Annotated in this window: 24 protein-coding genes and 1 tRNA gene; 15 read left to right on the plus strand and 10 right to left on the minus strand. The window is 58.2% G+C overall.

The window, feature by feature from the left end; genetic code table 11:
• Positions 1 to 43 precede the first annotated feature (43 nt).
• The 13 genes from trpB (at position 44) to ACZ41G_RS04405 (ending at position 10833) form a co-directional block, all read left to right on the plus strand.
• Entirely contained in the window at positions 44 to 2137 is a 2094-nt protein-coding gene (gene trpB / locus ACZ41G_RS04345) for a tryptophan synthase subunit beta (RefSeq protein ID WP_033505579.1), read from the plus strand.
• Between the two features lie 3 nt (positions 2138 to 2140).
• The gene (gene trpA, locus ACZ41G_RS04350) at positions 2141 to 3013 is read left to right on the plus strand and encodes a tryptophan synthase subunit alpha (protein WP_033505581.1); all 873 of its coding nucleotides are present in this window, start codon (positions 2141 to 2143) and stop codon (positions 3011 to 3013) included.
• 280 nt (positions 3014 to 3293) lie between these two features.
• Complete coding sequence (gene lgt / locus ACZ41G_RS04355) at positions 3294 to 4193, plus strand: prolipoprotein diacylglyceryl transferase (protein ID WP_464144665.1); 900 nt, start codon at positions 3294 to 3296, stop codon at positions 4191 to 4193.
• Positions 4194 to 4270: 77 nt separating this feature from the next.
• The gene (gene rpe / locus ACZ41G_RS04360; RefSeq protein ID WP_015450549.1) at positions 4271 to 4936 is read left to right on the plus strand and encodes a ribulose-phosphate 3-epimerase; all 666 of its coding nucleotides are present in this window, start codon (positions 4271 to 4273) and stop codon (positions 4934 to 4936) included.
• 45 nt (positions 4937 to 4981) lie between these two features.
• Positions 4982 to 5245 (plus strand): phosphoribosyl-ATP diphosphatase, encoded by a 264-nt coding sequence (locus ACZ41G_RS04365; protein ID WP_029576760.1) that lies wholly within the window; start codon positions 4982 to 4984, stop codon positions 5243 to 5245.
• A gap of 40 nt (positions 5246 to 5285) precedes the next feature.
• Positions 5286 to 6137 carry an ATP phosphoribosyltransferase gene (hisG, locus tag ACZ41G_RS04370; RefSeq protein ID WP_033505585.1) on the plus strand — a complete coding sequence of 284 codons (852 nt, stop codon included), beginning with the start codon at positions 5286 to 5288 and terminating at the stop codon, positions 6135 to 6137.
• A gap of 14 nt (positions 6138 to 6151) precedes the next feature.
• Positions 6152 to 6772 carry a CDP-alcohol phosphatidyltransferase family protein gene (locus ACZ41G_RS04375; RefSeq protein ID WP_321046962.1) on the plus strand — a complete coding sequence of 207 codons (621 nt, stop codon included), beginning with the start codon at positions 6152 to 6154 and terminating at the stop codon, positions 6770 to 6772.
• Between the two features lie 3 nt (positions 6773 to 6775).
• Positions 6776 to 7765, plus strand: a complete 990-nt coding sequence (locus ACZ41G_RS04380) for a DUF881 domain-containing protein (RefSeq protein WP_414600824.1) — start codon at positions 6776 to 6778, stop codon at positions 7763 to 7765.
• A complete protein-coding gene (locus ACZ41G_RS04385; protein ID WP_015450554.1) occupies positions 7765 to 8097 on the plus strand; it encodes a DUF1290 domain-containing protein in 333 nt (110 codons plus the stop codon). The genes ACZ41G_RS04380 and ACZ41G_RS04385 overlap by 1 nt, the downstream gene beginning before the upstream one ends.
• Before the next feature lie 4 nt (positions 8098 to 8101).
• A complete protein-coding gene (locus ACZ41G_RS04390) occupies positions 8102 to 8923 on the plus strand; it encodes a DUF881 domain-containing protein (RefSeq protein WP_033505589.1) in 822 nt (273 codons plus the stop codon).
• A gap of 5 nt (positions 8924 to 8928) precedes the next feature.
• Complete coding sequence (locus ACZ41G_RS04395) at positions 8929 to 9363, plus strand: FHA domain-containing protein (RefSeq protein ID WP_015450556.1); 435 nt, start codon at positions 8929 to 8931, stop codon at positions 9361 to 9363.
• A 114-nt stretch (positions 9364 to 9477) separates the two neighbouring features.
• Positions 9478 to 10155: a MerR family transcriptional regulator gene (locus ACZ41G_RS04400; RefSeq protein ID WP_044282230.1), complete on the plus strand. Its 678-nt coding sequence runs from the start codon at positions 9478 to 9480 to the stop codon at positions 10153 to 10155.
• A 105-nt stretch (positions 10156 to 10260) separates the two neighbouring features.
• Positions 10261 to 10833, plus strand: coding sequence for a hypothetical protein (locus ACZ41G_RS04405; RefSeq protein WP_464144670.1), 573 nt, complete (start codon positions 10261 to 10263; stop codon positions 10831 to 10833).
• A gap of 929 nt (positions 10834 to 11762) precedes the next feature.
• Here ACZ41G_RS04405 and ACZ41G_RS04410 read toward each other — a convergent pair.
• The 6 genes from ACZ41G_RS04410 to ACZ41G_RS04435 form a co-directional block, all read right to left on the minus strand.
• Complete coding sequence (locus ACZ41G_RS04410) at positions 11763 to 12494, minus strand: HAD hydrolase-like protein (protein WP_033505597.1); 732 nt, start codon at positions 12492 to 12494, stop codon at positions 11763 to 11765.
• Positions 12495 to 12737: 243 nt separating this feature from the next.
• Complete coding sequence (locus ACZ41G_RS04415; protein WP_015450561.1) at positions 12738 to 13085, minus strand: RNA polymerase-binding protein RbpA; 348 nt, start codon at positions 13083 to 13085, stop codon at positions 12738 to 12740.
• Between the two features lie 158 nt (positions 13086 to 13243).
• Positions 13244 to 15844 (minus strand): DEAD/DEAH box helicase, encoded by a 2601-nt coding sequence (locus ACZ41G_RS04420; RefSeq protein WP_464144672.1) that lies wholly within the window; start codon positions 15842 to 15844, stop codon positions 13244 to 13246.
• Between the two features lie 47 nt (positions 15845 to 15891).
• Positions 15892 to 16206: a hypothetical protein gene (locus ACZ41G_RS04425; RefSeq protein WP_033505601.1), complete on the minus strand. Its 315-nt coding sequence runs from the start codon at positions 16204 to 16206 to the stop codon at positions 15892 to 15894.
• 42 nt (positions 16207 to 16248) lie between these two features.
• On the minus strand, positions 16249 to 18171 hold the full coding sequence (locus ACZ41G_RS04430; RefSeq protein ID WP_033505603.1) for a helix-turn-helix transcriptional regulator: 1923 nt from the start codon (positions 18169 to 18171) through the stop codon (positions 16249 to 16251).
• Between the two features lie 128 nt (positions 18172 to 18299).
• Entirely contained in the window at positions 18300 to 19736 is a 1437-nt protein-coding gene (locus ACZ41G_RS04435; RefSeq protein ID WP_464144674.1) for a UTP--glucose-1-phosphate uridylyltransferase, read from the minus strand.
• Positions 19737 to 19827: 91 nt separating this feature from the next.
• Here ACZ41G_RS04435 and ACZ41G_RS04440 point away from each other — a divergent pair, with 91 nt between their 5' ends.
• The gene (locus tag ACZ41G_RS04440; RefSeq protein ID WP_464144676.1) at positions 19828 to 19989 is read left to right on the plus strand and encodes a hypothetical protein; all 162 of its coding nucleotides are present in this window, start codon (positions 19828 to 19830) and stop codon (positions 19987 to 19989) included.
• Positions 19990 to 20275: 286 nt separating this feature from the next.
• On the opposite strand, the gene ACZ41G_RS04445 is transcribed toward ACZ41G_RS04440, so the two are convergent.
• The 3 genes from ACZ41G_RS04445 to ACZ41G_RS04455 all read right to left on the minus strand — a co-directional run bounded on the left by ACZ41G_RS04445 (position 20276) and on the right by ACZ41G_RS04455 (position 23334).
• Positions 20276 to 20349 (minus strand) — tRNA-Pro (locus tag ACZ41G_RS04445).
• Between the two features lie 91 nt (positions 20350 to 20440).
• A complete protein-coding gene (der, locus tag ACZ41G_RS04450; RefSeq protein ID WP_321046235.1) occupies positions 20441 to 22564 on the minus strand; it encodes a bifunctional cytidylate kinase/GTPase Der in 2124 nt (707 codons plus the stop codon).
• Complete coding sequence (locus ACZ41G_RS04455; protein WP_029576735.1) at positions 22561 to 23334, minus strand: pseudouridine synthase; 774 nt, start codon at positions 23332 to 23334, stop codon at positions 22561 to 22563. The genes der and ACZ41G_RS04455 overlap by 4 nt, the downstream gene beginning before the upstream one ends.
• A gap of 235 nt (positions 23335 to 23569) precedes the next feature.
• Here ACZ41G_RS04455 and ACZ41G_RS04460 point away from each other — a divergent pair, with 235 nt between their 5' ends.
• The gene (locus ACZ41G_RS04460; RefSeq protein ID WP_464144678.1) at positions 23570 to 24541 is read left to right on the plus strand and encodes an MIP/aquaporin family protein; all 972 of its coding nucleotides are present in this window, start codon (positions 23570 to 23572) and stop codon (positions 24539 to 24541) included.
• Here ACZ41G_RS04460 and ACZ41G_RS04465 read toward each other — a convergent pair.
• A complete protein-coding gene (locus ACZ41G_RS04465) occupies positions 24506 to 24793 on the minus strand; it encodes a hypothetical protein (RefSeq protein ID WP_033520546.1) in 288 nt (95 codons plus the stop codon). The two genes, ACZ41G_RS04460 and ACZ41G_RS04465, sit on opposite strands and share 36 nt — an antisense overlap.
• Positions 24794 to 25125: the final 332 nt, after the last annotated feature.

Raw genomic sequence — 25125 nt, forward strand, 5'->3', positions numbered from 1 at the left:
CACGTCTGAATCGTTAGTCTTGGGAACAACTTCTGGAGGAACCATGTCAGTACTTGACGATCTTGTGGCAGGAGCCACACAAGACATGCATGAACGTGCGCAACGCACGCCGATCGATGAGCTCAAACGGCTCGCGGAGACGAGGACGCCGGCGCTTGACGCCACGCAATGGCTCAAACGCGCCGATTCCATACCGGTCATCGCGGAAATCAAACGCGCATCGCCGTCCAAAGGGCATCTGGCCGATATTCCCGATCCTGCTGCGCTGGCACGCGAATACGAGACCGGGGGAGCAAGCGCAATCTCCGTGTTGACGGAAGGGCGTCGATTCCTCGGCAGCCTTGTCGATCTCGACCAGGTGCGCCAAGCCGTGCATATTCCGGTGTTGCGCAAGGACTTCATCACCGATGAATACCAGATCTGGGAAGCCAGGGCGCATGGAGCGGATCTGGTGCTCCTCATCGTCGCGGCACTGGACGATAGCCGCCTCGCCCAGCTGCTGAAGCTCACCCACGATTTGGGCATGACCGCACTGGTCGAAACCCATACGCGTGAGGAAATCGACCGTGCGCGCCATGCGGGGGCGAAGGTCATCGGCATCAACGCCCGCAATCTCAAGAATCTTCAGGTGGATGTCAGCAAGTATCAGGAACTTGCCGGCGATCTGCCTGATGATGTCATCAAAGTCGCGGAATCCGGCGTGTTTGGCAGTGTTGAACTCGAGGATTACGCGCGGGCCGGCGCCGATGCGGTGCTGGTCGGTGAAGGTGTCGCGACCGCCGACGACCATACCGCGGCGGTGCGCAGGCTAATACAGACAGGAGAACGCGTGAAAGCCTCAGAATCCACACCATTATCACAACATCAGGGCCCGTATTTCGGCAAGTACGGTGGCCGGTTCGTTCCGGAGGCGTTGATTGGGGCGTTGGACGAGCTCGAGCGCGTCTACAACGAAGCCAAAGCTGATCCGGCGTTCCAGGCAGAGCTCAAGCGGCTCAACGAACAATATGTCGGCCGTCCTTCGAAACTCACCGAGGCGCCGCGCTTCGCCGAACGACTCAACAAGAAGACCGGACTCAACGCCCGTGTCTTCCTCAAGCGTGAGGACCTCAACCACACCGGTGCCCACAAAATCAACAACGCGTTGGGCCAGGCGTTGCTGGTCAAGCGCATGGGCAAGACCCGCGTCATCGCGGAGACCGGCGCCGGCCAGCACGGTGTCGCGACCGCGACCGTCTGCGCATTGCTCGGCCTCAAGTGCCGCATCTACATGGGCCAAATCGATGCCCGCCGCCAAGCGCTGAACGTGGCGCGTATGCGGCTGCTTGGTGCCGAGGTTGTCGAAGTAACTCAAGGATCGCGTATTCTCAAGGACGCCATCAACGAAGCGTTGCGAGACTGGGTCACCAACGTGGAGACCACGCATTACCTGCTCGGCACGGTCTGCGGGCCGCACCCGTTCCCAACCATCGTGCGTGACTTCCAGAAGATTATCGGCGAGGAGGCCAAGGAACAGCTCAAGGACATCTACGGCATCGACCACCCGGATGCGATTTGCGCTTGCGTCGGCGGCGGCTCGAACGCCATCGGCATCATGAACGCCTTCCTCGATGACCCCCGTGTCAACCTGTACGGGTTCGAAGCCGGCGGCCACGGCATCGAATCGGGCGAGCACGCCGTACGTCTGACCCCGGGAGCGGCGGATCTGGGTCTGTTCCAAGGCGCCGAATCCTATCTGCTGGAAGATTCCGAAGGACAGACGAAGAACACGTATTCGATTTCTGCCGGCCTTGATTACGCCTCCGTCGGCCCCGAACACGCGTGGCTCAAGGACATCGGCCGCGTACAGTACTCGTATGCCACCGATGACGAAGCGATGAGCGCGTTCAAAGACCTGTGCGAGACCGAAGGTATCATCCCAGCCATCGAAAGCTCTCACGCAGTCGCAGGCGCCTATAAGGCTGCCGCCGATCTCAAGGCGAAGGGGTACACCAATCCGGTGATTGTGGTCAACATCTCGGGACGCGGAGACAAGGACGTGGCCACAGCCGGCAAATGGTTCGGCTATCTGACCGATGAACAAAGCAAGGCGCTGGAAGCCAACGGCGCACACGGCACGAGCGTAGATGGAGAGTGAACGATGACCAACCCCGCAACAACCCCTTCAGGACAGCCTCTCGGCATCAGCCATAAACCGAGCAAGACCCGCGCAATGTTCGATGACTTCAGGAAGCGCGACGAGCCCGCGTTCATCGGATACCTGCCGTATGGTTTCCCGGATTCCGAATACTCGCTCAAGGCCTTCGACACGATGGTTCGCCATGGCGTCAACGCCGTGGAAATCGGCCTACCGTATTCCGACCCGGTGATGGATGGCCCGGTCATCCAAGCGGCGTCAAAAATCGCAATTGACAACGGCGAGCGCATCGCCGACGTGTTCAAAGCGGTGGAAACCGTGGCGAACGCTGGCGGCGTGCCGCTGGTTATGAGCTATTGGAATCTCATCTTCCATTACGGTGTGGAACGTTTCGCGACCGATTTCGAGAACGCCGGTGGCGCCGGTATCATCACGCCTGATCTGATTCCCGACGAAGCCGGTGAATGGATTGAGGCGTCTGACCGCCACGGTCTCGATCGAATCTTCTTGGTGTCTCCGGACACTTCGGATGAGCGTCTGCGCATCGTCGCGGCGAACGCACGCGGTTTCGTGTATGCCGCATCCCGTATGGGCGTCACCGGCGAGCGCGCGACCCTGTCCGCCTCCCCGGAGCGTCTCGTCGCCCGGACCAGGGATGCCGGCGCGCAGAACGTATGTGTCGGCATCGGCGTGTCCACCCCAGAGCAGGGCGCACAGGTCGGATCGTATGCAGATGGCGTGATTGTCGGTTCCGCGCTAGTGCACACCTTGCTCGATGATTCTGCACGCATCCCGAAGCCACTCAACGAAGGCCTGTCCGCGTTGGCAGCAAAAACAGAGGAGCTCGCTGAGGGCATCCACAACGCGCGGCACTGACACCTTGCGCTGAGGCGCTCGGTCGGTCGGCCCGCCTTCACGTACCCTCGTGCCGATGACAGGACCCCACCAAGGTGACGCTTGGTGGGGTCCTGTTGTATTCGTTCCGTATCCTCGCCTGGTCACAGCCGACCTAAACCACTGTACTACTGTATTACATTACTGCAATACAACAGTACAGTAGGAGCAAAGACAGCCCGGAAGTAACCGCCCGCCCACGACGCGCGCCAATACGCCACATCGGCACGTTATCGCCATCGTCTACTACCATCAAGGAATCATGACACTGGCTTATATCCCGTCCCCGTCGATTTCGCAGTTCACCATCGGCCCGGTGACCATCCATTTCTACGCGCTGTGCATCCTCGCCGGCATCATATGCGCGGTGTGGATCACCACGAACCGGTGGAGGCATGCCGGGGGCACATTCGACCAGATTCTCGACATCACGCTGTGCGCTGTGCCGGCCGGCATCATCGGCGCGCGGGTGTACCACATCATCACCACGCCGGAACGCTTCTTCGGCCCCAACGGCAATTGGGTCGAGATGTTCCGCATCTGGAACGGCGGACTGGGCATCTGGGGCGGTGTCGTCTTCGGCGCCTTGGCCGCATGGGCATGGTGCCGACACAAGCATTACCCGATGGCCTTGCTCGCCGATTGCGTGGCACCGGGGCTCTTGGTCGCCCAAGCTATCGGGCGTCTGGGCAACTGGTTCAACCAGGAACTGTACGGAGCGCCCACCACTCTTCCTTGGGGCCTGAAACTCAACACTGCGGGAACCGCCATCGGCAGCATGGAGCAATGCTACGACGGCTCGACCTGTCCGACAGGCACTCTGTTCCATCCGACCTTCCTCTACGAGATGATTTGGAATCTCATCGGCGCCGCACTGCTCGTGTGGATCGGGCACAAGGCGTACCGCACCCTCAAATGCGGATCCCTGTTTGCGCTGTATGTCATGTGGTACACCGCCGGACGCACATGGATCGAATGCCTGCGCATTGATTTCGCTCACGAGTTCCTCGGCGTGAGGATCAACGTATGGGTGTCGATGGTGGTGTTCGTTCTCGGCGCCATCGCCTTCGTCATCCTGCAACGGCGCGGAAAAGACAGTTCGCTGCTTGCGGAACGTCTGCGTACCCAGACCGAACTGGAAGCCAGCGCAAGCGAGGCATGACCTGCCCGGCTGCGGGCCGTGTCCACCTTCCGGCTCCCGGTTCGTCATCGTCAGCCGTACTCCATAGAATGAGTATTATGAGTATTCAAATCGCACCTAGCATCCTGTCCGCCGATTTTTGCAATCTCGAGCGTGACCTCAAAGCGATCAGCAATGCCGATCTCGTCCACGTCGATGTGATGGATCACCACTTCGTACCGAACCTCACCTTGGGCGAGCCAATCGTCAAGCGTATCTGCGAGGTCACCGACCTGCCGGTCGACGTGCATCTGATGATCGAGGATCCGGACCGCTGGGCTCCGGAGTATGCGAAGCTCGGCGCGGCGTCGGTGAGCTTCCATATGGGCGCCACGCATGCGCCGGTGCGTTTGGCCCGCCAACTGCGTGACATGGGCTGCAAGGCTTGCTTCGCGGTTCGTCCTGCCGAGCCCGTCGAGCCGATTTTCGACATTCTTGACGAGTTCGACATGGTTCTGATCATGACCGTAGAACCGGGCTTCGGCGGCCAGAAGTTCCTTGACAACCAGATGGGCAAGGTTCGTCGCTTGCGCGATGAAATCACCCGCCGCGGTCTGGATACCCACATCCAGGTCGATGGGGGAGTCAGCCCCAAGACCGCGCACATCGTCGCTGATGCGGGCGCCGACGTGCTCGTCGCAGGTTCCGCCGTATACGGTGCCGAAGATCCCGCCGCAGCCATCGAATCAATCCGTGAGAAAGCACAGGCGGCATACCGGGCATAACCGGCCGCCCTGCACGCAACAACAGACAACATAGGGAGACAACAAGTGAAGACCTTCGAATCACTGTTCAAGGAGCTCAGCGAGAAAGCCCAGACCCGCCCTCAAGGTTCACTCACCGTCGGCGAGCTCGACAAAGGCACGCACTTCATCGGCAAGAAGATCGTCGAAGAAGCCGGGGAGACGTGGATCGCTGCCGAATACGAAGGAGCGGAACGCACTGCGGAAGAGATGAGCCAGTTGATCTACCATCTTCAGGTCATGATGATCGATCGGGGTATCACACTGGAAGACATCTACAAGAACCTGTGAGCGTCCTGTCTTCGGGAACCGCAGCAATTAGGGAGGAAATATGTTAAGGATTGCCGTGCCGAACAAAGGCATGCTGTCGGAACCGGCCTGGAACATGCTTGCCGAGGCGGGGTACCGCCTGCGCAGCAACTCACGGCAGTTGGTCGTCGAAGACCCAGATAACGATATCGAGCTGTTCTACCTTCGCCCGCTGGACATCGCCGTGTACGTGGGCCGCGGAACCATCGACGTCGGCATCACCGGCCGCGATCTGCTGCTCAATTCCGGCACCGAGGCCGTCGAGCATATGCCGCTCGGGTTCGGTGCGTCCACGTTCAGGTTCGCAGCTCCCGCGGAATCGCCGATCAACCGTCTTGAGGACATCGACGGCAAGCGCGTTGCCAGCTCCTATGACAAACTGGTCGACGATTATCTCAAGGCCCACGGAATCCACGCCGATATCATTCACCTTGATGGCGCGGTTGAATCCTCCGTGCAGCTTGGCGTCGCCGATCTCATCGCAGATGTCGTCTCCACCGGCACGACGTTGCGCAATGCCGGCCTGCGTGTGTTCGCCGACCCGATTCTGCACTCGGAAGCCATCCTCATCCGTTCCCCGCGTGTCACGGAGAACGACGAGCGCCTGACCATCCTGGGCCGCCGCATCCAAGGCGTCTTAACTGCACAGCGGTACGTGCTTATGGACTACGATATCCCCGTCTCGAAAGTCGCAGCTGCAGTCGAGGTCACGCCGGGCTTCGAGAGCCCGACCATCTCCCCGCTACATGACAAGCAGTGGGCAGCTGTGCGCGTCATGGTGCCGCGTGAAAAGGTCAATCAACTGATGGATCGGCTCTATGAGGTCGGCGCCCGCGGTATCATCGTCACTGCACTCCAGGCATCCCGTATCTGAAGTCCCCAGTGGTTATGAGCGATACGCACACGCATTCCAACACCTCAGGGGAGCAGTACAGCCCTGAAGCACGCGACGTGATATTCACGGTGCCCAATGGCATCAGCGTTTTGAGGATTATCTCAATCCCAGTGATTGCCGTCTTGGTGTCCAAACACGAGATGGTCGCCTCGTTGATCATCATCGCCCTGTCGGCCATATCCGACGGGCTTGACGGAGTCATCGCGAGGAAATTCAACCAGGTGAGCAAACTTGGACAGATCCTCGACCCTATCGCTGACCGGCTGCTCATTTTCTGCAGTATCCTCGCCCTCGGCATCGCCCATGTCATCCCATGGTGGGTGTTAATCGTCATCGGTATGCGGGATTTGCTTATGGGAGTCCTCATCGTGATGCTCGCGCAGCATGGATATGGGCCCCTGCCGGTCCATTTCGTGGGAAAGACGGGCACGGCTCTGCTTATGACGGCGATTGTGTTGCTGATTTTCGCCGATATCTGGAGAAATCCGGCAACTTTGACCTTGCATCTCGTTGCCTTGGCCATCTGCATCTGGGGCATCGCGTTGTACTGGCTCGCAGGGCTTATCTACGCGCATCAGGGACTGGGACTGATCCGTAACGACAACAGGCAGTGACATATGGCAGATATGCTGCATGAAGCACCACAGGCGCCGGACTCCATATCCATACCGAAGGAGATGGCGCCTGTGCGTACGCGGGCTGTCTTTTCCGCTTCCGCGTCATCACTGGGCGCACACCATGCAGCGCCGTCACCTGACATGCCCATCACTCCGAGGCGCAGGCGCCCCCAACTGGAGGATGATTCGCTGCGTCTCATCGATGACCTGACGAACCGTCCGATGGACCCGATGTTCAGCGATTCAAGGCTGGACAAGCGGCCGAAATCGGCTTTTCGTGTGTGGTCGACACGGGTTATCGTGTTCATTATCTGCATCGCCGTAGGATTTTCCGGCAGCATCATCGTCCAGATTCTGCACACCGACCCTCGCAAGGAGATTCGTAGCAGTCTGGCAAAGGAACTCACACAGCAGACCAAGCATCTCAACACCCTGAACAGTGAAGTCTCCTCCTTGAGAGTCAAGGTGGAGAACCAGTCCAAGAAGCTGGCCAACACCACCAAGGACGACACCTTGACCTACGACGAGATGGCCACCGGCACGATTCCGGTGACTGGGCCGGGTATCACGCTGACCATCGCGAACCCGCTCGCCGCGAACAGCGACACCACTTCGGGGTCGTTGCCGCGGGAAAGCAGCTCGAATATCCGTGTCGTCACCGACGGCGATCTGCAGGTGTTCATCCAGATCCTATGGCAGGCCGGCGCGGAAGCCATCTCCATCAATGGCTATCGTCTAGGTGTGCAGACGTCGGTGCGCACCGCAGGCCAGACAATTCTGGTGGGTGTCAACCAAGTGCAGAGCCCCTATAAAATCCAAGCCATAGGGGACGCAAGCGCGTTGGCCTCCGCCGTGGGGGAGAAGAGCCAGCGCTCGTTATATACGACGTTGAAAGGCGCGGGAATCTACCCGCAAATCACGACGTCGAAGTCGATTACACTGGAAGCGGCAAGCTCAAGTGACATCAGCTACGCGGAAAGGGCGAACTAATGGCTGCAGTATTGGGGCTGATCATCGGCGTGGTCATCGGCATCTTCGTAAAACCGGATATACCGGTCGTCTTGCAGCCGTACCTGCCGATCATGGTCGTCGCGGCGCTTGACGCGCTGCTGGGAGCGGCCCGTGCGTATTTCGAACGCACATTCTCCGACAAGGTGTTCGTGATTTCGTTCATCTCCAACGTATTGACCGCCACACTGCTCGTGCTTCTGGGCAATCAGCTCGGCGTCGGCTCGCAGCTGCAGACCGCAGTCATCGTCGTGCTGGGCATCAGAATCTTCTCCAATGTGTCCGCAATCCGCCGGTTCGTCTTCAAGGCGTAATGTCATGAGTCATAAGAAGGAACCACAGGATCTGCTTAGCCGTTTGCACCGTCAGCGTGTCGCGGACAGCGCAAACGACCATACCGAGACGGGATCGTTCCCGGTTGTCAGAAGAAAACCCAAGCGTTCGCTACAAGCGAACGCGGCCCGCACCCGCTTTATGACCAGCCTGCTTGTGCTCTTGCTGTGCGCGTTGCTCGGTTTCAGCTATGCCATCCAGCTGAACAACACCACATCAACATATGAGACGATGAGCGAGGACGAACTGACCAGGCTCATCACCGAGACCAGTTCCCAAGTACAGAATCTCGAACAGCGCAAAAGCCAGCTGACCGAACAGCTCACCGCGCTGCAGAAGGCCGCGGACAAGCAGGCGGAAGCCGAACGCATCGCCAAGCAGAACGAAGAGACCAGCGGCTTGCTCTCCGGCCGTCTGGCGGCACAGGGCAAAGGCGTGGTCATCACCATCAGCAAGGGCACGAAGGAGCGCATCGATGCCGCCACCATGTTCGAACTGATTGAGGAACTGCGCAATGCAGGTGCGGAAGTCATGGCGGTCAACACCGTGAGAGTCGTGACGTCAACCTACTTCGCCGACACGAAAACGGGGCTGATTTGCGATGGTCAGGAACTTTCCACACCGTACAAGGTCAAGGCTATCGGCGACCCGCAGAATCTGCAGAACGCCGTCAATATCGCCGGCGGCGTCGGCTCCAGGCTCAGTGTGAAATTCGGCGCGAAAGTCAAAGTGACATCATCCGATAAGGTCGAAATCAACGAGATTCGCGACGTACCCCAATATCAATACGCAAAGACTGTAGAATAGCAAGTATGACTGATCCGATTCCAAGCGCAGGCGAAACGACCATCATCGGGATGCCTGCCATCACGATACCCATTACTACGACCGGGGACCGTCCTCTGACCCAGGAAGACCTCGACACCATCACCAAATTGTCGCCCGGCACGGCGCTGCTCATCTCGACGCGAGGCGCTGTATCAGGCTCCAGGTATCTCCTTGACGAGGACGAAGTGACGGTGGGACGCGACCCGCATGCGGACATCCTGCTCGACGATTCGACCGTGTCGCGTCATCATGCGGTCTTCCGCCGCACGAACGGCACGTTCGAAGTCATCGATGCGGGAAGCCTCAACGGCACATATGTCAACCGTCAACGCGTGGATAACGCGGTGTTGCACAACGGTGACGAAATCATGATTGGTAAATTCAGGCTGGTGTTCTTCGGCAACGCCGCGCAGGCCTGAATTTATTTCGGCGTGATCGGCGGCAATCCCGCGATCACGCCTCCTCTTCCCGCACTGCGGCCTCGGTACGGTCTCCAAGCCACCGCAGTATTCTTCAGAAAGGGCACAGGTGACATGGCAGTCCATCGTGCTACTCACGCGTCGAACGCTACTGTGTCATCCAGTGACATCACCATCGTCCAGGGGGAGTTGTTTTCCTTCCCTGACGATGACAAGCCGACACGCGGGTACCGAGGGACTGTCGCCTCGAAAGTCGCCGGCATCACCTACCGTCAGCTGGATTATTGGGCACGGAAGCAAATCGTCGAGCCGTCCATCAAAGCCTCGCATGGCTCAGGTTCGCGAAGGTTGTACTCGTTCAAGGACGTGCTGATTCTCGCCGTGTCCAAACGGCTGCTTGACGCAGGCGTGAACCTGCAGAACGTGACCATCGCCATCGGGTATCTCATGCAACGAAGTACCGCGCAACTGGAGCATACGACGATTCTCAGCGACGGCGAGCATGTGCACGAATGCCGGGACGGGGACAGAATCGGCGATGTGCTCGGCAGCGGAACGGCGGTGTTCGGCATTTCCGTGACCGCGCTGTGGCATGGAATCGAGCAGCGGCTTGAACAAGAGCCGCACGTCGACGTGTTTCCCGATGGTTCCGTCACAGCTTCCCAGATGCCGAGCGGTGGACCATTCGAGGAGCTTGCGCAAGCCCGTATGCGCAGGAAACTTGAAATCCGACATGAGGAACGCAGCATGCAGGACTTGGATGAGTATGATCCGTTCCTTGTGCATGTGTGAGTGGCCAGGCATTCACGCGCGGCATGCCATTGCTGCTGTGGATCGCCGTTGTTGGCAGATATGCTCTGATACGGGTTTATTGTCAGTTCTAAGGAGTTACATTCGATGACTGCTCTTCCACTTGTTCTCTGGCTGATTGCCTTGGTATGTTGCGTCACCGTCATCGTGATGGTGCTGAAGATGGATACGCGACGCTCCCATGCCGGTCATCCGGCGGATTCGGCATCCGCCGCCTCTGTAGCGTTTGCTGCCAAGACAGCATCAGACGGTGTTGTGGCGTCAGACGATACCGTCGCGGCAGGGGAGGAGGAGAGCACAGATCCTCGTCCGGTCAGCAAAACCGTCATCATCCTGCATTTCGTCTCGTTGATTCTTGCTATGGCGCCGTATATCGTGGCTACCGAAGCCGCGGAAAGCATCGGCAAAACCATGCTGTCCTGGTATGACAGCGTCGGAGGCATCTCTGGGGCGATTCTGATCGTGCTCATCGCCTTGGAACTGTGGTTCATGTACCGGCAGGCGTCACGCGCCGCGAAAGCCGAAGCCACACACGCCAAACTTGCCGGGCATAAGAACCTCGAGCCTGCCGATCAGTCAGCGCAGACCGGGAAAGACAACCCCAGGAAACACGCCGATGACGCCGTCTCGGCGGCAAACAGCGGGAATGACCGGATGTAAGTCCTTACGTGACTCCTGCACCTCGCTCCCGCATCGGCGATATGAGTCACGTTCGATTTACCCAGCGCGTGGTCATCCACCAACCGGGCAGAAACACCAGGAGACAGGTTGCGCTGATCGCATACGTCGATATCATCAGCGCGCGTGTGACATCGGGGAAACAACCGCGGTTCCGAAATCGCCTGAACGATCCGCCTACGAAGAAATACAACATCCACAAATCACCGAACGAGCGGAACAAGGGCAGACTCACGCCGGGGACGATGCAGAAGCAAGGATGCCACAGTTCCATATGTGGTCCACGCGCCGAGCAGACAAAGCAGGACACAGAAGAATATCGACCTGGCACCGTCATGCAAGCGGTAATGGAACACGGACACAGCAACGGCATACACCAGAAAGCCGATATCCAGTATCATCGCAACCATAGCCGGCAGGGACCAAGCTATAGCAACCTCACTACGCGTCATCAAATATCATCATGATGCGCCGAACGCCATGTCGAGCCGAAGCCGATCCACGCGATAACAACGCCGTCGTGACAACGACATCAATGACGTTTGGCGCCTACACCAATGATATGACGACGAACAGTCACGTTGGAATTCGCATCGGAGTGCCGACGCCGATTGTCATAGATTGCTGATGCGCCGGGATGAGCGCATGCGTCGTTGTCGTATTGAAGCATCGAAAGATATGCGATTGCGTGTACGGGGAGGGGTCAATAGTTACATTCTGACATAACGTACATTATCGGATGTTAATGGTACCAATTCCGTCGCCGCTGACTGAAGAGCTTCATGCGTTGTTATTCCAGGCAATCACTCACACAATGAGAACGTCCGGATGCATATCATTCTGCATCCGGACGAATGTGTTATGTTTGTATCGGCATCCATTCCGATTATGGATTGTCGATTGCCTTTGATTTAGTTTTCGTCAATGTTGAAGTAATCTTCGACGGCGTCACGCAACTGGCTGACTTCGTCGATAATCCGGTACGCGCCATGTTCGTTGAGCTCTCCGGGCTCGGCGTACCCCCATCCGCAACCCAGGCAATCCAAGCCGCATGCCTTCGCGCCTTCGACATCCGTCCAGCGGTCGCCGACCATCAACGCGCGATCACCTTGGATGACATTGAAGCCCATATTTTCGAACGCGTACCGGATGACCTGGTCCTTGTCGAGCCTGGAATTGTCTTTGCTGGCCCCATAGACTGCATCGACCAGCTTGTCAAGCCCGAAATGCTCACAAATCGGCTTCGCCTGATATTCCGGCTTGCACGTCGTGACGGCCAGGAAATACCCGTCGGCCCTCAATGTCTGCAACTGCTCAGGAATGCCCGGATACACAGTGTTGTACAGCTTTCCCGGTACCTTGTTCCCGGGATGATTGGGGTCGTCGAACACCGCCTTGTTGCTGTAATAATCACGGTAAATCTCGACGGCTTTGGCCAACTGATCATCCGGAATGTGATTGCGCTTCATCGATTCGATAATCGCCGGCCCGATGAACCGGTGAAGTTCCGCTTCGTCCGGCACCGGACGGCCAAGCGCCTCAAACGCCTTGACCACGCAGGCGATGATGCCCGGGTCAGATTTGGTCAACGTACCATCAAGGTCAAGCAGCACAATGCGCCGCGGTGAATGCAATACGGTCATACGGTCCTCTCTCCGAATGCTCCGAAGGCTGTAAGGTAAACGTCTTCTCAACGCTTCTCCCCATTCGTATTATGCCTTGAACGCGTGACCTTGGCGTGTTCGAACCGACGCATGGGAATCCACTGGTGAACTGGAATCTCCCTGATACATGAAGTGCCGTGCCAAGGCAGGTATCCATGGCACGGCACTTCAGTACAACAAGTCCGGCTCAGCGCTTACAAGCGCTGAGCCAAGCCAAGGAAATCACTCGTAATCCGGAATCCAACCGTCACGATGCATCTGAAGCCGCTTTTCCAACAACTCCTTGAGCTCATCCTCAGTACGGCGCTCCATCAGCATGTCCCAGTGGGTACGTGTCGGCTTGTTGATCTCGTCGTCCTCGGCGTCCTGATCGCCTTCACGATGGGCGATCTGCCCGCAACGGCATTCCCATTCCTTCGGAGGCTCAGCACCTTCGGCAAACGGGACAATCGTACGATGCCCGTTCGGGCACACGTACGCGATGTCAGTACGGGCCGCGAAATCCACATTATCGTCTGATTCCAGTGACTTGGCTCCGATGCTCATACCGCGCAGACTGCGTTCTGCCATGTCGATCCATTCCTCCTAGGGGTTTAGTCAACTATCCAAATTACCTAACAGCCCGGACGCATCGCATATTCCCCGGGCGAAATGAGCCATGGCTTGGGGCACAATCCTGAACAAACCCAAGACGAGCAGGAGGGAATGAACCCGCGACCCCTTGTTCCTCAGTCAACACCCGAGTATGCCACGACTCCCCTGTTAATCATCAACTGGGCGGCACGCGCATGCACGGACAACGGTCCCTCGTATTCCGGAACACCGGGAAGCGCTGATGCTATCTGCTGCAGCATATCGGCCAGACGCTTCATGTTGCGTACAAAATCACCGCCGGTCAAATCCATGTCGTGAAGGATCACGGCCAGAGGTTCACCGTCGGCCCATGCATACACCGCATCGACAATCCCGAAATCTACATCCGGAAGCCGCTCCAGCCCATAATCCTCACGCAACGCATTGATACGCATGCTCATCGCGCGCAATTGCGAGCAAACATGGGCGACCGGACCGGTAGAGCCGCCAGGATACCGGCGGGGTTCACCACCCTCTCCCCTGCGCGACTCATAGACAAGCCCAGACAACGCGGCGGCAAGCTGCTGCGGGGTCAAGGTATCCAGCAATCCGGTACGGATCGCTTGGGCGAGCACAAGATCCTGTTCACTGTACAGCTGGCGAAGGAGACGCCCACCGACAGTTAATTCCAAAGAGGTTTGCTCCTGGCCGTTCTGATGGCGTTCGAGATACCCCAGTTCAACAAGGATGTCGCAGATGCGGTCGAACTGCCTAGCCACGGACCCTGTGCGCGAATCGTAGCGCCGTTGCACCCGGTCGAGTTCGCGCCGCTCCCTCATCCAGCGATGCCCCCACCTGAGGTGTTCCTGCTCGTCAGGGCATGAGGCGCAAGGATGGTGCTGCTGTTCCCATTTGACTTCGGCAATCTGCCTGTCAAGATCATGGAAGGCCTTACTACGCGCCTCTTGAGACGGGAACGAACGATGTTTGAGTTCGCGCCGCCCGTTCTTCTGCAAATCGCTGAGTTTCATCCTTAGCAGCATGAATTGGGTGAAATCGCCGCGATCGCAGTATGCCGCCTGCTCGTAGCCTTCCAAAGCATGTTCGAGCGTATGGATTTCGGATTCAAGCTGCCACGCCGACTCATTCGCCTCCCATTGCGCGAAGGACTGGTCGAGCGTCTTGCGGGCGGTTTCGTAGGAGCTGGAATACAACAGATTCACGGCCATATTGAAAGTAGGTTTGAAACTCGAATGCAACGGATACACACGTTTGCTGGACAACGCCGCGGCGGTGGCCGGAACGAACCCCTTATGGTCGACAATCACCGCGTGGCCAATCGTATCGATGCCACGACGCCCCGCACGGCCAGTCAGTTGCGTGAATTCTCCGGGGGTGAGCATGACGTGCCCTGTGCCGTCGTATTTCTCAAGTTTTTCGACGATGACGCTGCGGGCCGGCATGTTGATACCAAGCGCGAGAGTCTCCGTGGCGAATACCACTTTCACCAGACCCTCTTCGAACAGACGTTCGACAATCTGTCTAAACAGGGCAATCATACCTGCATGATGCGAGGCGAAACCTTCCTCCAACGCAAAACGGAATCGCGAGAATCGCAATGCTTTGAGATCGTCGCGGCTCATCTGCCCTTCAACCATCTCATCGACAATCTCACGGATCCGCATCGCCTCATCGTCAGTCGTCAGTTCGAGCCCCGCATTGATGCACTGCTCGACCGCCTGATCGCAGCCATTACGTGAGAAGATGAAATAGATTCCGGGCAACATGCCGAGGAAATTGAGTTCGTCGATGACTGCCGCACGCCGTGGGGTGAACCGTTCGGCTTCATACTGCGAACGACCGGTCCGGCCGAAGCCGCGGCCTTTGCGGGATCCATGGGGCGGACGCCTGCGGACAGCTTGATGCTCCAGTTGATCGATACGTCTGGCCAATTGCGGATTGAGCCGTGTTGTGGCCTCACCGTCACTGTCGCGACGATACAGGTCGATGAGCTCCGGTTCGGTGCGCTCGTTGGCCTGCACCATCACATGCTGTTCAAGGGGCACCGGACGATGCTCGGACACGATAAGCCTGGTGGAGCCACGCACCGAGGAAATCCACGCGGAGAAATCCTCGACATTCGATACCGTCGCAGACAATCCGACGATGCGAACGGATTGCGGCAGGTGGATGATGACTTCCTCCCACACCGGTCCACGGAATCGGTCGGCAAGATAATGGACTTCGTCAAGAATGACGTATTGAAGCGCAAGCAGGGTGTTGGAATGCTCGTACAGCATATTCCTCAGCACTTCCGTGGTCATCACGATAATATCCGCCTCGGAGTTGATGGACGTGTCCCCCGTGAGCAACCCGACATGCTCGGCGCCATAGATTGCGGACAGATCATGGTACTTCTGGTTGCTCAACGCCTTGATCGGCGTGGTATAAAACGCCTTGACATGATGTTCGTGCGCCAAGTACATCGCGAAATCCGCGACCACCGTCTTCCCCGCGCCCGTCGGTGCTGCCACAAGGACATTGTCCCCGGATTCCAAGGCTTCACACGCCTGAATCTGGAAGGCGTCAAGATCGAACGGCAACGATGACGCGAACTTTGCCACGGCCGTTTTCCGGTACTGCTGGTTGCGTTTGAACCGCTGGTACCGCTGAGCCGGAGAATCCTGAATCTCCCCCTGACTGTGGCTGGAATCTGTCCCACGCCCTTGCGGGGCATAATGCGAATGTCGAGACATGCCTTCTCTCCCCCATGTCAACACTGAACGAATACCGTGGAACGGTGTTACTCGTTGAACACGCCCCAACGACGCCATACGGCCTCATGCCGTTCGCGCTTGTGTTCCTCACGTCTGATCACTTGGGCGTGGGCGGAACTGTACTGGTCGATGGATTGCTGGAGCGGAACCGTGAACGATGCCGGTTTCGGCTGCGATTCATCGACACCGTCCGCCGCGGCAAACTTGCTGCCAATGGCATCACCGAGCGAGGAGACCATATGCAATGCGGCCAGACCCCGTCTGAACACATACCAGATACCCGCGGCAAGAGATACCAGCAACGCTAAGACAAGCACAACCCAGACAACCCACCATTGCATGGAAACCTCCTGTCAAACGGATACGGACAGCATTCGAGCCTATCAGTCAGTGTCGTCTTCACGCTTGTCCACGCTAAGTTCACGCTCGGCGCGTGCCTTGATCATCGAACGCAAGGTCTCAGGGGCGACAGCGGTAATATGCCGCGCGTGGGCAATACAGAAAGCAACGAACCACGAATCGGAAGATACGATCAGCCGGACTTTCTGCCCGTTGCCGCACGGTTCCACCGTCGCGCCCGGGAGCCGCTTGGTGAACGGCAAATCAGGCTGGTCCGTGATGAACACGGTCTGCGTGCCATTGTCGAAACTCCACTTGCGCAGTTCACTTACCGGTACATCCGGGATATCGAGCTTCTTGATCGGCTTGACCAGCTCGGCCTTCTCGATACGGGCAAGACGCAGAACCTGCCACACCCTGGGCAGACCGTTCGCCTTGTTGATGGTGACGTCCTTCTGCACGAACTTGGCTTCATCGTGCGGAGCTGCGGATGCTACATCCGTCCAGACCGCCACATAGTACACGCCCTCATCCACGAAAATCTTCGCTGGGGCCACCAGCTTACGGCGGGTACGACCCGCGCCATCCGTGTACTCCATGTCGAGCAGGCTGTCCGTGGAAATAGCACGCTTGACGACCGAGAACGCACGGGGCTCGAGTTCGTAACCGGTCAGGCTCAGCCACGGCGTCTGACCGGGCTTGACATGCTGACGCAAGCGCGAATACAACGACTGCGCCTGGTCGCGCTGCTGATCGGGAAGCAATGACGAATGGGCCAGATAACTCACCGAAGCCGTCAACATGCTCAGATACTGCTGGGAAATGCCGGCGAGACGCTCCAAACCAAGGGAATTCGTGGCCGACACGATACCCTCACTGTCCAGAAGCGGCCAATCGATATCGAAGAACTGGCTACCCGCCATCTCACCGTCATCGGACACCGTCGTCAAGGTGTTGATGTCCTTGTGGATGATGTTGACGTACTTGGTGAGCTCATCCTCGGACTTGGGCTTGCCAATGAAACGCTCCGCAAGCTCGGCCAGCGAGAACTCCTCGCCGAGATGGGCAGACAGGAACAGCATGAGCCTCAACCTGCGGTCGACTTCGCTGCCGGTCTGGAATGACGGCCCGATCTTCTTCTGACGGGCCTTTATGCTTTCCGGATCACCAGGTTCGTGCACCTGCCGACTGATCGAGGGAGCATTGACCTCCAAGCTCTCCGAATTCTGGGCGGAGTCGGCTAGCTCGAACTTCGTCGCCGCGGTGAGCCTGCGGTTGAACGCGTCCACGGCCTCCTGAGGGCTGACGATATACGCGCCTGGATGTTCGAGCACATACATGGCCAAGTCGTCGGAATCCGTGTAGGCGACGTTGATGCGCTCGCCGTCGACATCCACGGTTGCCGCAAAGCGACGGGAATCAATCACCTTCACCAGCGATTCGGGCAAGGTCTGTGTACCAAGCCCCGGAGCGATGGAATCCAAGCCAAGACCGGGCACAGGCGTCTGAGGGACGCGCGGCGCGGTCCGTGAGGTGTGCTGGACCTGCTGACTGGAAGCGCTTGACGAAATCGACATGGAACGCGCGAGGTAATTCGCTGCGGCGAGCACAGGCAAATCCTCCGGCTCGAAATGCAGGCGGACACGAGGCTCGTCCCCGAGTTGCAAGCGGTATGACGCGAAATCCTGACCTTCGGATTTCGAGGAATATTCCGGCTGCCGCGATTCAATTGCGATACCCATGGCGGCGAGTTTGGCGCGATCACGCTGGAACTGCTTGGCGAAAGCCGCCTTCGCCGCTTGATCAGCCAATTCCCCGTATGAGTCCGCATACGCCTTCACGCGTTGCGCGATCTGGCGCGAAGTGAGCCATTGGGGGAAGGCTGATGACAATACGGCCAAGACATCAAGCTCGTGCTTGCCCCATTTGTCGGAAAAACGCCGTCTCCCGTTGCTACCCTCTGCCATTAGTCCTCACGTATCGTTACAGTCTTCGAGTATCTGTGCTGGAAAGCACCTTGCCTCTATATTAGAGGCTTTTTATGTTCCTGTGGGTCATTTCTCGAAAAAAGAGATATTTCTTGCCTGCGGTATAATCACGCGAGCCACTCGTCAGGCTCGATGCCCTGAGGGCCGACGAATTCGCCGTTTGGCACATAACTGGGCCGTCCTTGGTCGGGCAGCACCGCGTCACCGAAGAACGACACATTCTGCCCGAAGGTCCAATCCCCTTGGATACGAACCGAGTTTGCTGCAGCCAGGGAAGGCACGCCATACGGGAAGCGCTCGTTGAAGTCATCGATATTCTTGTAGTACCGCGAATCAAGTTCCACATTGGGGAAGATATAGTTGCCGTCCTCCATTTCGAACTGGTCCGTAAGATGGAACCTATCCGACCGCATAATGAACAGATCGTCGGTGGTTTTCACTGGAAGGAAGCGCATCCGGTCCACTTGAACGCATGTCGCTTCATCAAACAGGGAAATCGCCGCGCCCATCGCCGTCTCCAGCTGCACCACAGGCGTGCTCTCCCGATCAGTGGGATCAACCGTCTTCTTGTTGATGATAACTGGCAGCGGCAACACCCCATCGTGGCTCGCGAGCAGGTCGCGCAGCGCATCGATGCGAATCCAGATGCTATTCGTATTGAAGTACGGATGCCTGCTGATATTCTGCGCATGCCCACGGTCATCAGGGTGGACTTGGCTCATCTCACGCAACATCAGCCGTCCCGTCTCACGACTGCGTACCAGATGACCGCCTTTACGATCCGCCTCGGTACGCACCGCGACCTCCGCCATGAAAGGGGCACCGGTGTTCTCGAAATATTGCGCCAGCGTACGCGACGGACGAGCACCGAGATTATCAGAATTCGAAATGAACAGATATCTCATGCCGTTATCCCACAACGTATCGAGCAATCCTGACTCCCACAGTGTGGAGAACAAATCGCCATGCCCGGGAGGGCACCACTCCAGCTCAGGACGTTGGGGATACCGGACTGGTTCGCCGGTGGCGATATCAATTTTCGGCTCCTGATGCTGCATGATTTCGACAGGAATGTCATCCTGGTGGAACCGAGGATTCGACTCAAGGACACGCAAGGTATCCGCCGACGTGCGGAAAGAATTCATGAAGGTCAGCGGCAATGGCACACCAAGCCGCTCTCGTGCGGTCAGCACCTGACCGACGATGATATCCAGGAAACGCATCTGTCGAGCCTTGTGCCGGCGTACAGGAAGCAGCGATTTGGCACAGGACAGACCCATCGACGTTCCCAAGCCGCCGTTGAGCTTGATGAAGGCCGTTTTACCGAACGCCTGCACGGCTTTCTCGTGGTCGATGGTCTGGTAGATATCATGGAAGCTGGGGACATCGAGCAACGGTTCGATATCGTGTTCACGGATCCATGTCGTTTCGGTGCCTTGCGCCCACACGTCATACAGATGACTGAATTGTGCGATCGACATCTCGCTCATGCCATGTTCCCGCATCACTTGTGCGCAATGCTCAGCATGTTCATTTGTCGTCATGTCATAACCCTTTCTCCCATGACTGCTCATAAGTGTAGCCCCCATACCGGCGGCGCCCACGCATTACCACCCGGATACAGGTGAAGGATTCGTGGATGAATTTGTTCCCCGTATGTATGCGCATGCTGCAGACGAAACGCCGATCGTCAACTGCGCGATTATATCGTCTTGTCATCGCTCAGGTCAACACAGCAATCCGTATGCCCCTTTCCAAAGCGATGACGATGAGATCGCCGCCGGCCAGACCGGCTGAACAGCTGCCCTGACGACATGCGACGCAGCCGGTTGTCAGGATACCGACAGACAACCTGTCCGGCATACAGCATACGACAGTGCGGGCGGCACTGCTTGGCTTCCACCGACACTGATACACCCCTCAACGTCGGCAGAAGATGTAGCTGTTGGGCCTCGACGCCAGACACACATATGATCGATACCCCGATAACCGTGGACATACGAATCCTGCTGTCCGTAACCCCGTTTGACTTCGACCGGAAAAACACAAGCCGCGGAATCTCAACGATTCCGCGGCTTTCCGGTCGGGCCGGCGGGATTTGAACCCGCGACCCCTTGACCCCCAGTCAAGTGCGCTACCAAACTGCGCTACGGCCCGATCGGCGCTATACGCGCCGAAGAGCTAACTTACCACAGCAGTTCAGTCTACGCAACCCGGCGTGGCGTACCCTTCCGATTCCGGTAGGCGCCTACTTCCGCCGCTTTTCACGGACCTTGACGGAAATCTGGACGGGCGAGCCTTCGAATCCGAATTCTTCGCGCAACTGACGCTCCAGATACCGCCGATAGCCGTGCTCGAGGAATCCGGTCGCGAAAATCACGAACCGCGGCGGCCGTGTCGAAGCCTGTGTCGCGAAGAGGATTCTCGGCTGCTTGCCGCCTCGCAGCGGGTGGGGATGCGCCGCCTGGATCCGCCCGAGAAATGCGTTGAGCTTGCCCGTGGGTATGCGCTTGTCCCAAGATTCGAGAGCCGTTTGCATAGCACGAGACAGGCGGTTCGTATGCCACCCGGTCTTCGCCGAGAGATTGACGCGTTCAGCCCACGTCACCCGGTTGAACTCGGTTGCCCACAGACGCTCCAGCCGCTGACGGGAGAATTCGTCCATCAAATCCCACTTATTGAACACCAGGACGATTGCTCGGCCGGCGTCAACCGCCTGGCTCATGACTTTCAGGTCCTGATCGGCGATCGGCTGGGACGCGTCGAACAGCACCAACGCAAGTTCCGCACGCTCGATAGCCGCCTGGGTGCGCAGTGAGGAATAGTATTCCGCGCCGGACAACTTGTGCTGGCGACGCTTGATACCGGCGGTATCGATGAACAGCCAGTCTTGGCCATCCATCGAGATGATCTCATCGACCGGATCCCTTGTGGTGCCGGCTAGATCATTGACAACCGAACGCTCCTCGTGGGCGAGTTGGTTGAGCAACGATGATTTGCCGACGTTCGGTCGTCCGACGAGCGCGACACGCCGCAGATGCGACGGCGTCAGGAATCCCGATGTCCGGTCGGCGGACTTCAGGGAGTCCAACGCGGCGTCGAGCAGCTCGCCGACTCCTCTGCCGTGCATGGCTGAGATGCCATAGGGCTCTCCGAGGCCAAGCTTCCAGAATTCCGCGGTGAGATACTCGCTTTGCGCGTCGTCGACCTTGTTGACCGCGAGCGTCACCGGCTTGCCGGCCGCGCGCAGCATGTTGACGATCCGCTCATCGGTGTCGGTCATACCGATCTGCCCGTCCACCACGAAAATCACGGCGTCGGCAAGTCTTACCGCCACCTGTGCTTGGGACGCAATCGCCGAGGCGATGCCTTCAACATCGGCTTCCCAGCCACCGGTGTCGACGAGTTTGAAATCGGTACCTGCCCATTCGGCGTCGTAGCTGACGCGGTCCCGGGTGACCCCCGGGGTGTCCTCAACGACCGCCGCGCGGCGACCAAGAATACGGTTCACCAACGTGGATTTTCCGACATTCGGCCGTCCGACCACCGCGATGACACCGACCTGCTTACCGGAACCGGCATCGGCGTCGCCTTCATCTTCGCCCGCGATGAGTTCACGGTCTTCCTCGTCAAGCTCGTATCCTTCGAGATTCGCGGCGTACTCCTGGTACTGCTGCTCCTCGATCGCTTGATCAACCAAAGCGATGAGCTGGTCCAAGGTCTGCTCGAAGGTCAGATCCGAGTTATCCAAGGTCACGACCCCATCGGCGGCGGTCAGGAAACTGGTGACCTTCGAGTCCATGCGATCGCGTTTCGCGACATCCTCAGCGCCCACGCCCTGCGCGGATTGCCCGCTCCGGCGTGCCTGACGCACTTCCTCACGCGCGGTCAGCAACACTCGTACTTCGGCATCGGGGGCCACGACGGTGGTAATGTCACGGCCTTCAGCGACGATGCCACGCCCTTGCGAGAAGGAATCCCCCGACGCTTCACGGGCGATATACGCGCGCTGCGCTGCAATGAGCACATGGCGGACGGGGATGATGCCTGACACCCGTGACACATGGGTGGACACCTCGGAAGATCTGATGTCCTCACTGATGTCCTCACCGTCGGCGAGCACAATCGGACGGTCAGGGTCTACCGAGATATCGAAATGGTCATCGGTGAAGAACTCCCCCACCGTCTCGGTAATCTGCTGCTCATCAATCTGCGGGGAGTCAAGGTCAATGCCCTGATGCAGGCACCACCATGCGCATGCGCGATACATGGCTCCAGTATCAAGGTATGCGAAACCGAAATGTCTGGCCAGTTCCTTCGCCGTAGATGATTTTCCGACACCGGCGGGGCCGTCAATGGCGACACGGATCACAGTCCGACCTCCTTGGCAAGTGAACGAACCTCAGTCTGGGACAGCACGCGGTACGAACCTGATTTGAGATCGCCGAGCTTGATCGGGCCAATCTGCGTGCGCACCAGGCGCTTGACGGGGAACCCGACCGCGTCGAAAATACGACGGACAATCCGGTTCTTGCCCGAATGCAGCACGACCTTCACCAAGGTCGTGTCATGGTTGGCGTCGATGATGGCACAATGGTCCAGGCGAATCCAGCCGTCGTCCAGCTGCACTCCTTGGGAGACAAGACGCCGACATACATTGCCGCTGATCCTGCCCTGCAGGGTGGCGATGTAGGTTTTCTCCACCTCATATTTGGGATGCATGACATGCTGGCTGAGTTCACCGTCATTCGTCATGAGGATGAGCCCTTCCGAGTCATAATCGAGGCGTCCCATATGGAAGATGCGCTCATACTTGTCACCGACGATGTCCCGCAAGGTATAACGCCCCTTGGGGTCGTCCATGGTGCTGAGCACCTTGCGCGGCTTATTAAGCGCAAGCGTGATGTGATTGGGGTTCAGGCGGACGCGGGAGCCGTCGACACGAATCTCCTGCTTGCTCGGATCGGCACGGGTGCCGAGCTCGGTCACCAATTCGCCGTCAACCTCGACACGTCCGTCGAGGATGATCTGCTCGCACTTGCGCCTCGAACCGAAACCGGCTTGTGCGAGGATCTTCTGCAGGCGAATGCCTTCTTGATTATTGTCATGTGCTTTCAATGCACGAGAATATGCGTTTGGCATCGTTCTCCCAACGTGGCCGGACGGCGCCATCGGAGCCGTCATGGATAGATATCTGGTGTCGTGATGCACTCGCAACGGTACTCGCCATGGCATGAACTACGAGACACACGACATAGACATTGTAGCGTAAGGCACAGAAAAGCGTCCCTACTGATAGAATGTCACACGTCCGGCGGATATGGCCACGCTTCAGGCCGGAGCCTTGTCCGCTATTCCCCTAGAGAAAGAACAATCAATGACTGATACGGGATCCCAGCGCGCCAGTGACGCGGCATCATGCACGAAGGAACCACTTGCGGTACGCGTGGGCGCTGAGCTGGCGGGAAGCTTCATCGCATTCTTCGCGATTTACAGCTTCACGACCTTCGGAACCGCCCTGTTCGGCATCAATATGGCGTTCATCGCCTTGGCCACCGGTATCGCGTACGCCGCGATGACACTGATATTCTCAAAGGTGTCCGGCGGACAGCTGAACCCGGCGATTACCCTCGCTGCAATACTGACCGGCAAGACCAAGGTGCTCGACGGCATCCTCTACATCATCGCCCAGGTGCTGGGCGGCATCGCCGCCGGCGCGCTGATCGTACGTATCCTGCCGACGACCGAAACACTGACCGCGAAGATCTGGCTGACCGATGCCGTCAACGGCTTCGGCAACGGCTCCGTCTCCGCATCCACGCTGAGCAGCGTGAGCGCCTCCTTTGACATCACTCTGGCTGTCGTGGTCGAAATCATCGCAAGTATTGTGGTGATTGCCGCCGCTGTGGCGACCATGAACAAGGAGACCACAGCGGTTTCGCACGCTGCGGCCATCGGTTTCGCCTACGGTCTGGGCGCCGCGATGACCTATCCAGTCACCGGAGCCGGCATGAATCCTGCGCGCTCCACCGGCATCGCCCTGTTCGCGCGCAACGCCGGACTGTCCCAGAACCCGCTGCAGCAGCTGTGGGTCTTCTGGATATGCCCGATTCTCGCTGCGGCGATTGTCGCGATGGTCATGATCGGTGCGCAGTTGCTGCGTGACAATGCCAACGCCAAGCAGCAGGTTGTCGATGACACCGCCGCGCAACAGAATGTAGCTGATACCGACGCACTCGCCCTCAGCGGCAACGATGCGACGCAAACCGCTACCGAGTCTGCCAATCACGGCGAGCAGGAAGCGTCCGCGGTGTCAGAGCATGATGCGGATGCTCAGATCGAGCAGTGAGACTCCGATACCAAAACACAGGGACATCGACGCATCGAATGCCACGGACCGGACCTTCCATGGGCTGCGTTCACGCAGGATGATGCGCATTGTCCCCAAGACGATGGCCGTCGCAGCGAGCAACGCTGTGGCGGCCATCGTATATCCAAAGGCGGCAAGGATGCCGCTGACACATACCAACAGCGCCACAATCCATTCACATACCGGTTTGCCTTCTTTGGCTTCAGACACATACGGATGCTCTTGCGGCATGATGGCCTCCTCGTGGCGGTTGGGAACAGATGTCACATCGACAATCGGTGTGCAGTGAGTCCCGTTGTCGATATCTTGACACGTCAAAGGGAAGAATACCTGTCCGCTTCGACGTGGCATCGAAATCGCTAGGAATATGGCAGCACGGTACGAGTCGATTGGCGACACCGGAAATCAGCCAGTCTGGAACACACGGCACCGCTGAGTACCGACCACTGAAATGCGACCAATGGTGGCTACCGCACCACCAGGAAGTCGCATCCGTGCAAAAGGCGGTGCCCGGCCCGAAGACCAGACACCGCCCCAAACAGGCCGTTACGCCGAAAACCGCG

It is taken from the genome of Bifidobacterium porcinum, from assembly GCF_055378475.1.

Excerpts from the sequence above, each read along its gene's own strand:
- hisG (WP_033505585.1), top strand. The coding sequence starts at position 5,286 with ATGTTAAGGATTGCCGTGCCGAACAAAGGCATGCTGTCGGAACCGGCC.
- ACZ41G_RS04425 (WP_033505601.1), bottom strand. The coding sequence starts at position 16,206 with ATGCAATGGTGGGTTGTCTGGGTTGTGCTTGTCTTAGCGTTGCTGGTA.
- ACZ41G_RS04390 (WP_033505589.1), top strand. The coding sequence starts at position 8,102 with ATGAGTCATAAGAAGGAACCACAGGATCTGCTTAGCCGTTTGCACCGT.
- rpe (WP_015450549.1), top strand. The coding sequence starts at position 4,271 with ATGAGTATTCAAATCGCACCTAGCATCCTGTCCGCCGATTTTTGCAAT.
- ACZ41G_RS04380 (WP_414600824.1), top strand. The coding sequence starts at position 6,776 with ATGGCAGATATGCTGCATGAAGCACCACAGGCGCCGGACTCCATATCC.
- ACZ41G_RS04405 (WP_464144670.1), top strand. The coding sequence starts at position 10,261 with ATGACTGCTCTTCCACTTGTTCTCTGGCTGATTGCCTTGGTATGTTGC.
- ACZ41G_RS04395 (WP_015450556.1), top strand. The coding sequence starts at position 8,929 with ATGACTGATCCGATTCCAAGCGCAGGCGAAACGACCATCATCGGGATG.
- ACZ41G_RS04410 (WP_033505597.1), bottom strand. The coding sequence starts at position 12,494 with ATGACCGTATTGCATTCACCGCGGCGCATTGTGCTGCTTGACCTTGAT.
- ACZ41G_RS04385 (WP_015450554.1), top strand. The coding sequence starts at position 7,765 with ATGGCTGCAGTATTGGGGCTGATCATCGGCGTGGTCATCGGCATCTTC.
- trpA (WP_033505581.1), top strand. The coding sequence starts at position 2,141 with ATGACCAACCCCGCAACAACCCCTTCAGGACAGCCTCTCGGCATCAGC.
- ACZ41G_RS04420 (WP_464144672.1), bottom strand. The coding sequence starts at position 15,844 with ATGTCTCGACATTCGCATTATGCCCCGCAAGGGCGTGGGACAGATTCC.
- ACZ41G_RS04460 (WP_464144678.1), top strand. The coding sequence starts at position 23,570 with ATGACTGATACGGGATCCCAGCGCGCCAGTGACGCGGCATCATGCACG.
- ACZ41G_RS04430 (WP_033505603.1), bottom strand. The coding sequence starts at position 18,171 with ATGGCAGAGGGTAGCAACGGGAGACGGCGTTTTTCCGACAAATGGGGC.
- ACZ41G_RS04415 (WP_015450561.1), bottom strand. The coding sequence starts at position 13,085 with ATGGCAGAACGCAGTCTGCGCGGTATGAGCATCGGAGCCAAGTCACTG.
- ACZ41G_RS04375 (WP_321046962.1), top strand. The coding sequence starts at position 6,152 with ATGAGCGATACGCACACGCATTCCAACACCTCAGGGGAGCAGTACAGC.
- ACZ41G_RS04400 (WP_044282230.1), top strand. The coding sequence starts at position 9,478 with ATGGCAGTCCATCGTGCTACTCACGCGTCGAACGCTACTGTGTCATCC.
- ACZ41G_RS04435 (WP_464144674.1), bottom strand. The coding sequence starts at position 19,736 with ATGACGACAAATGAACATGCTGAGCATTGCGCACAAGTGATGCGGGAA.
- lgt (WP_464144665.1), top strand. The coding sequence starts at position 3,294 with ATGACACTGGCTTATATCCCGTCCCCGTCGATTTCGCAGTTCACCATC.
- ACZ41G_RS04455 (WP_029576735.1), bottom strand. The coding sequence starts at position 23,334 with ATGCCAAACGCATATTCTCGTGCATTGAAAGCACATGACAATAATCAA.
- ACZ41G_RS04465 (WP_033520546.1), bottom strand. The coding sequence starts at position 24,793 with ATGCCGCAAGAGCATCCGTATGTGTCTGAAGCCAAAGAAGGCAAACCG.
- trpB (WP_033505579.1), top strand. The coding sequence starts at position 44 with ATGTCAGTACTTGACGATCTTGTGGCAGGAGCCACACAAGACATGCAT.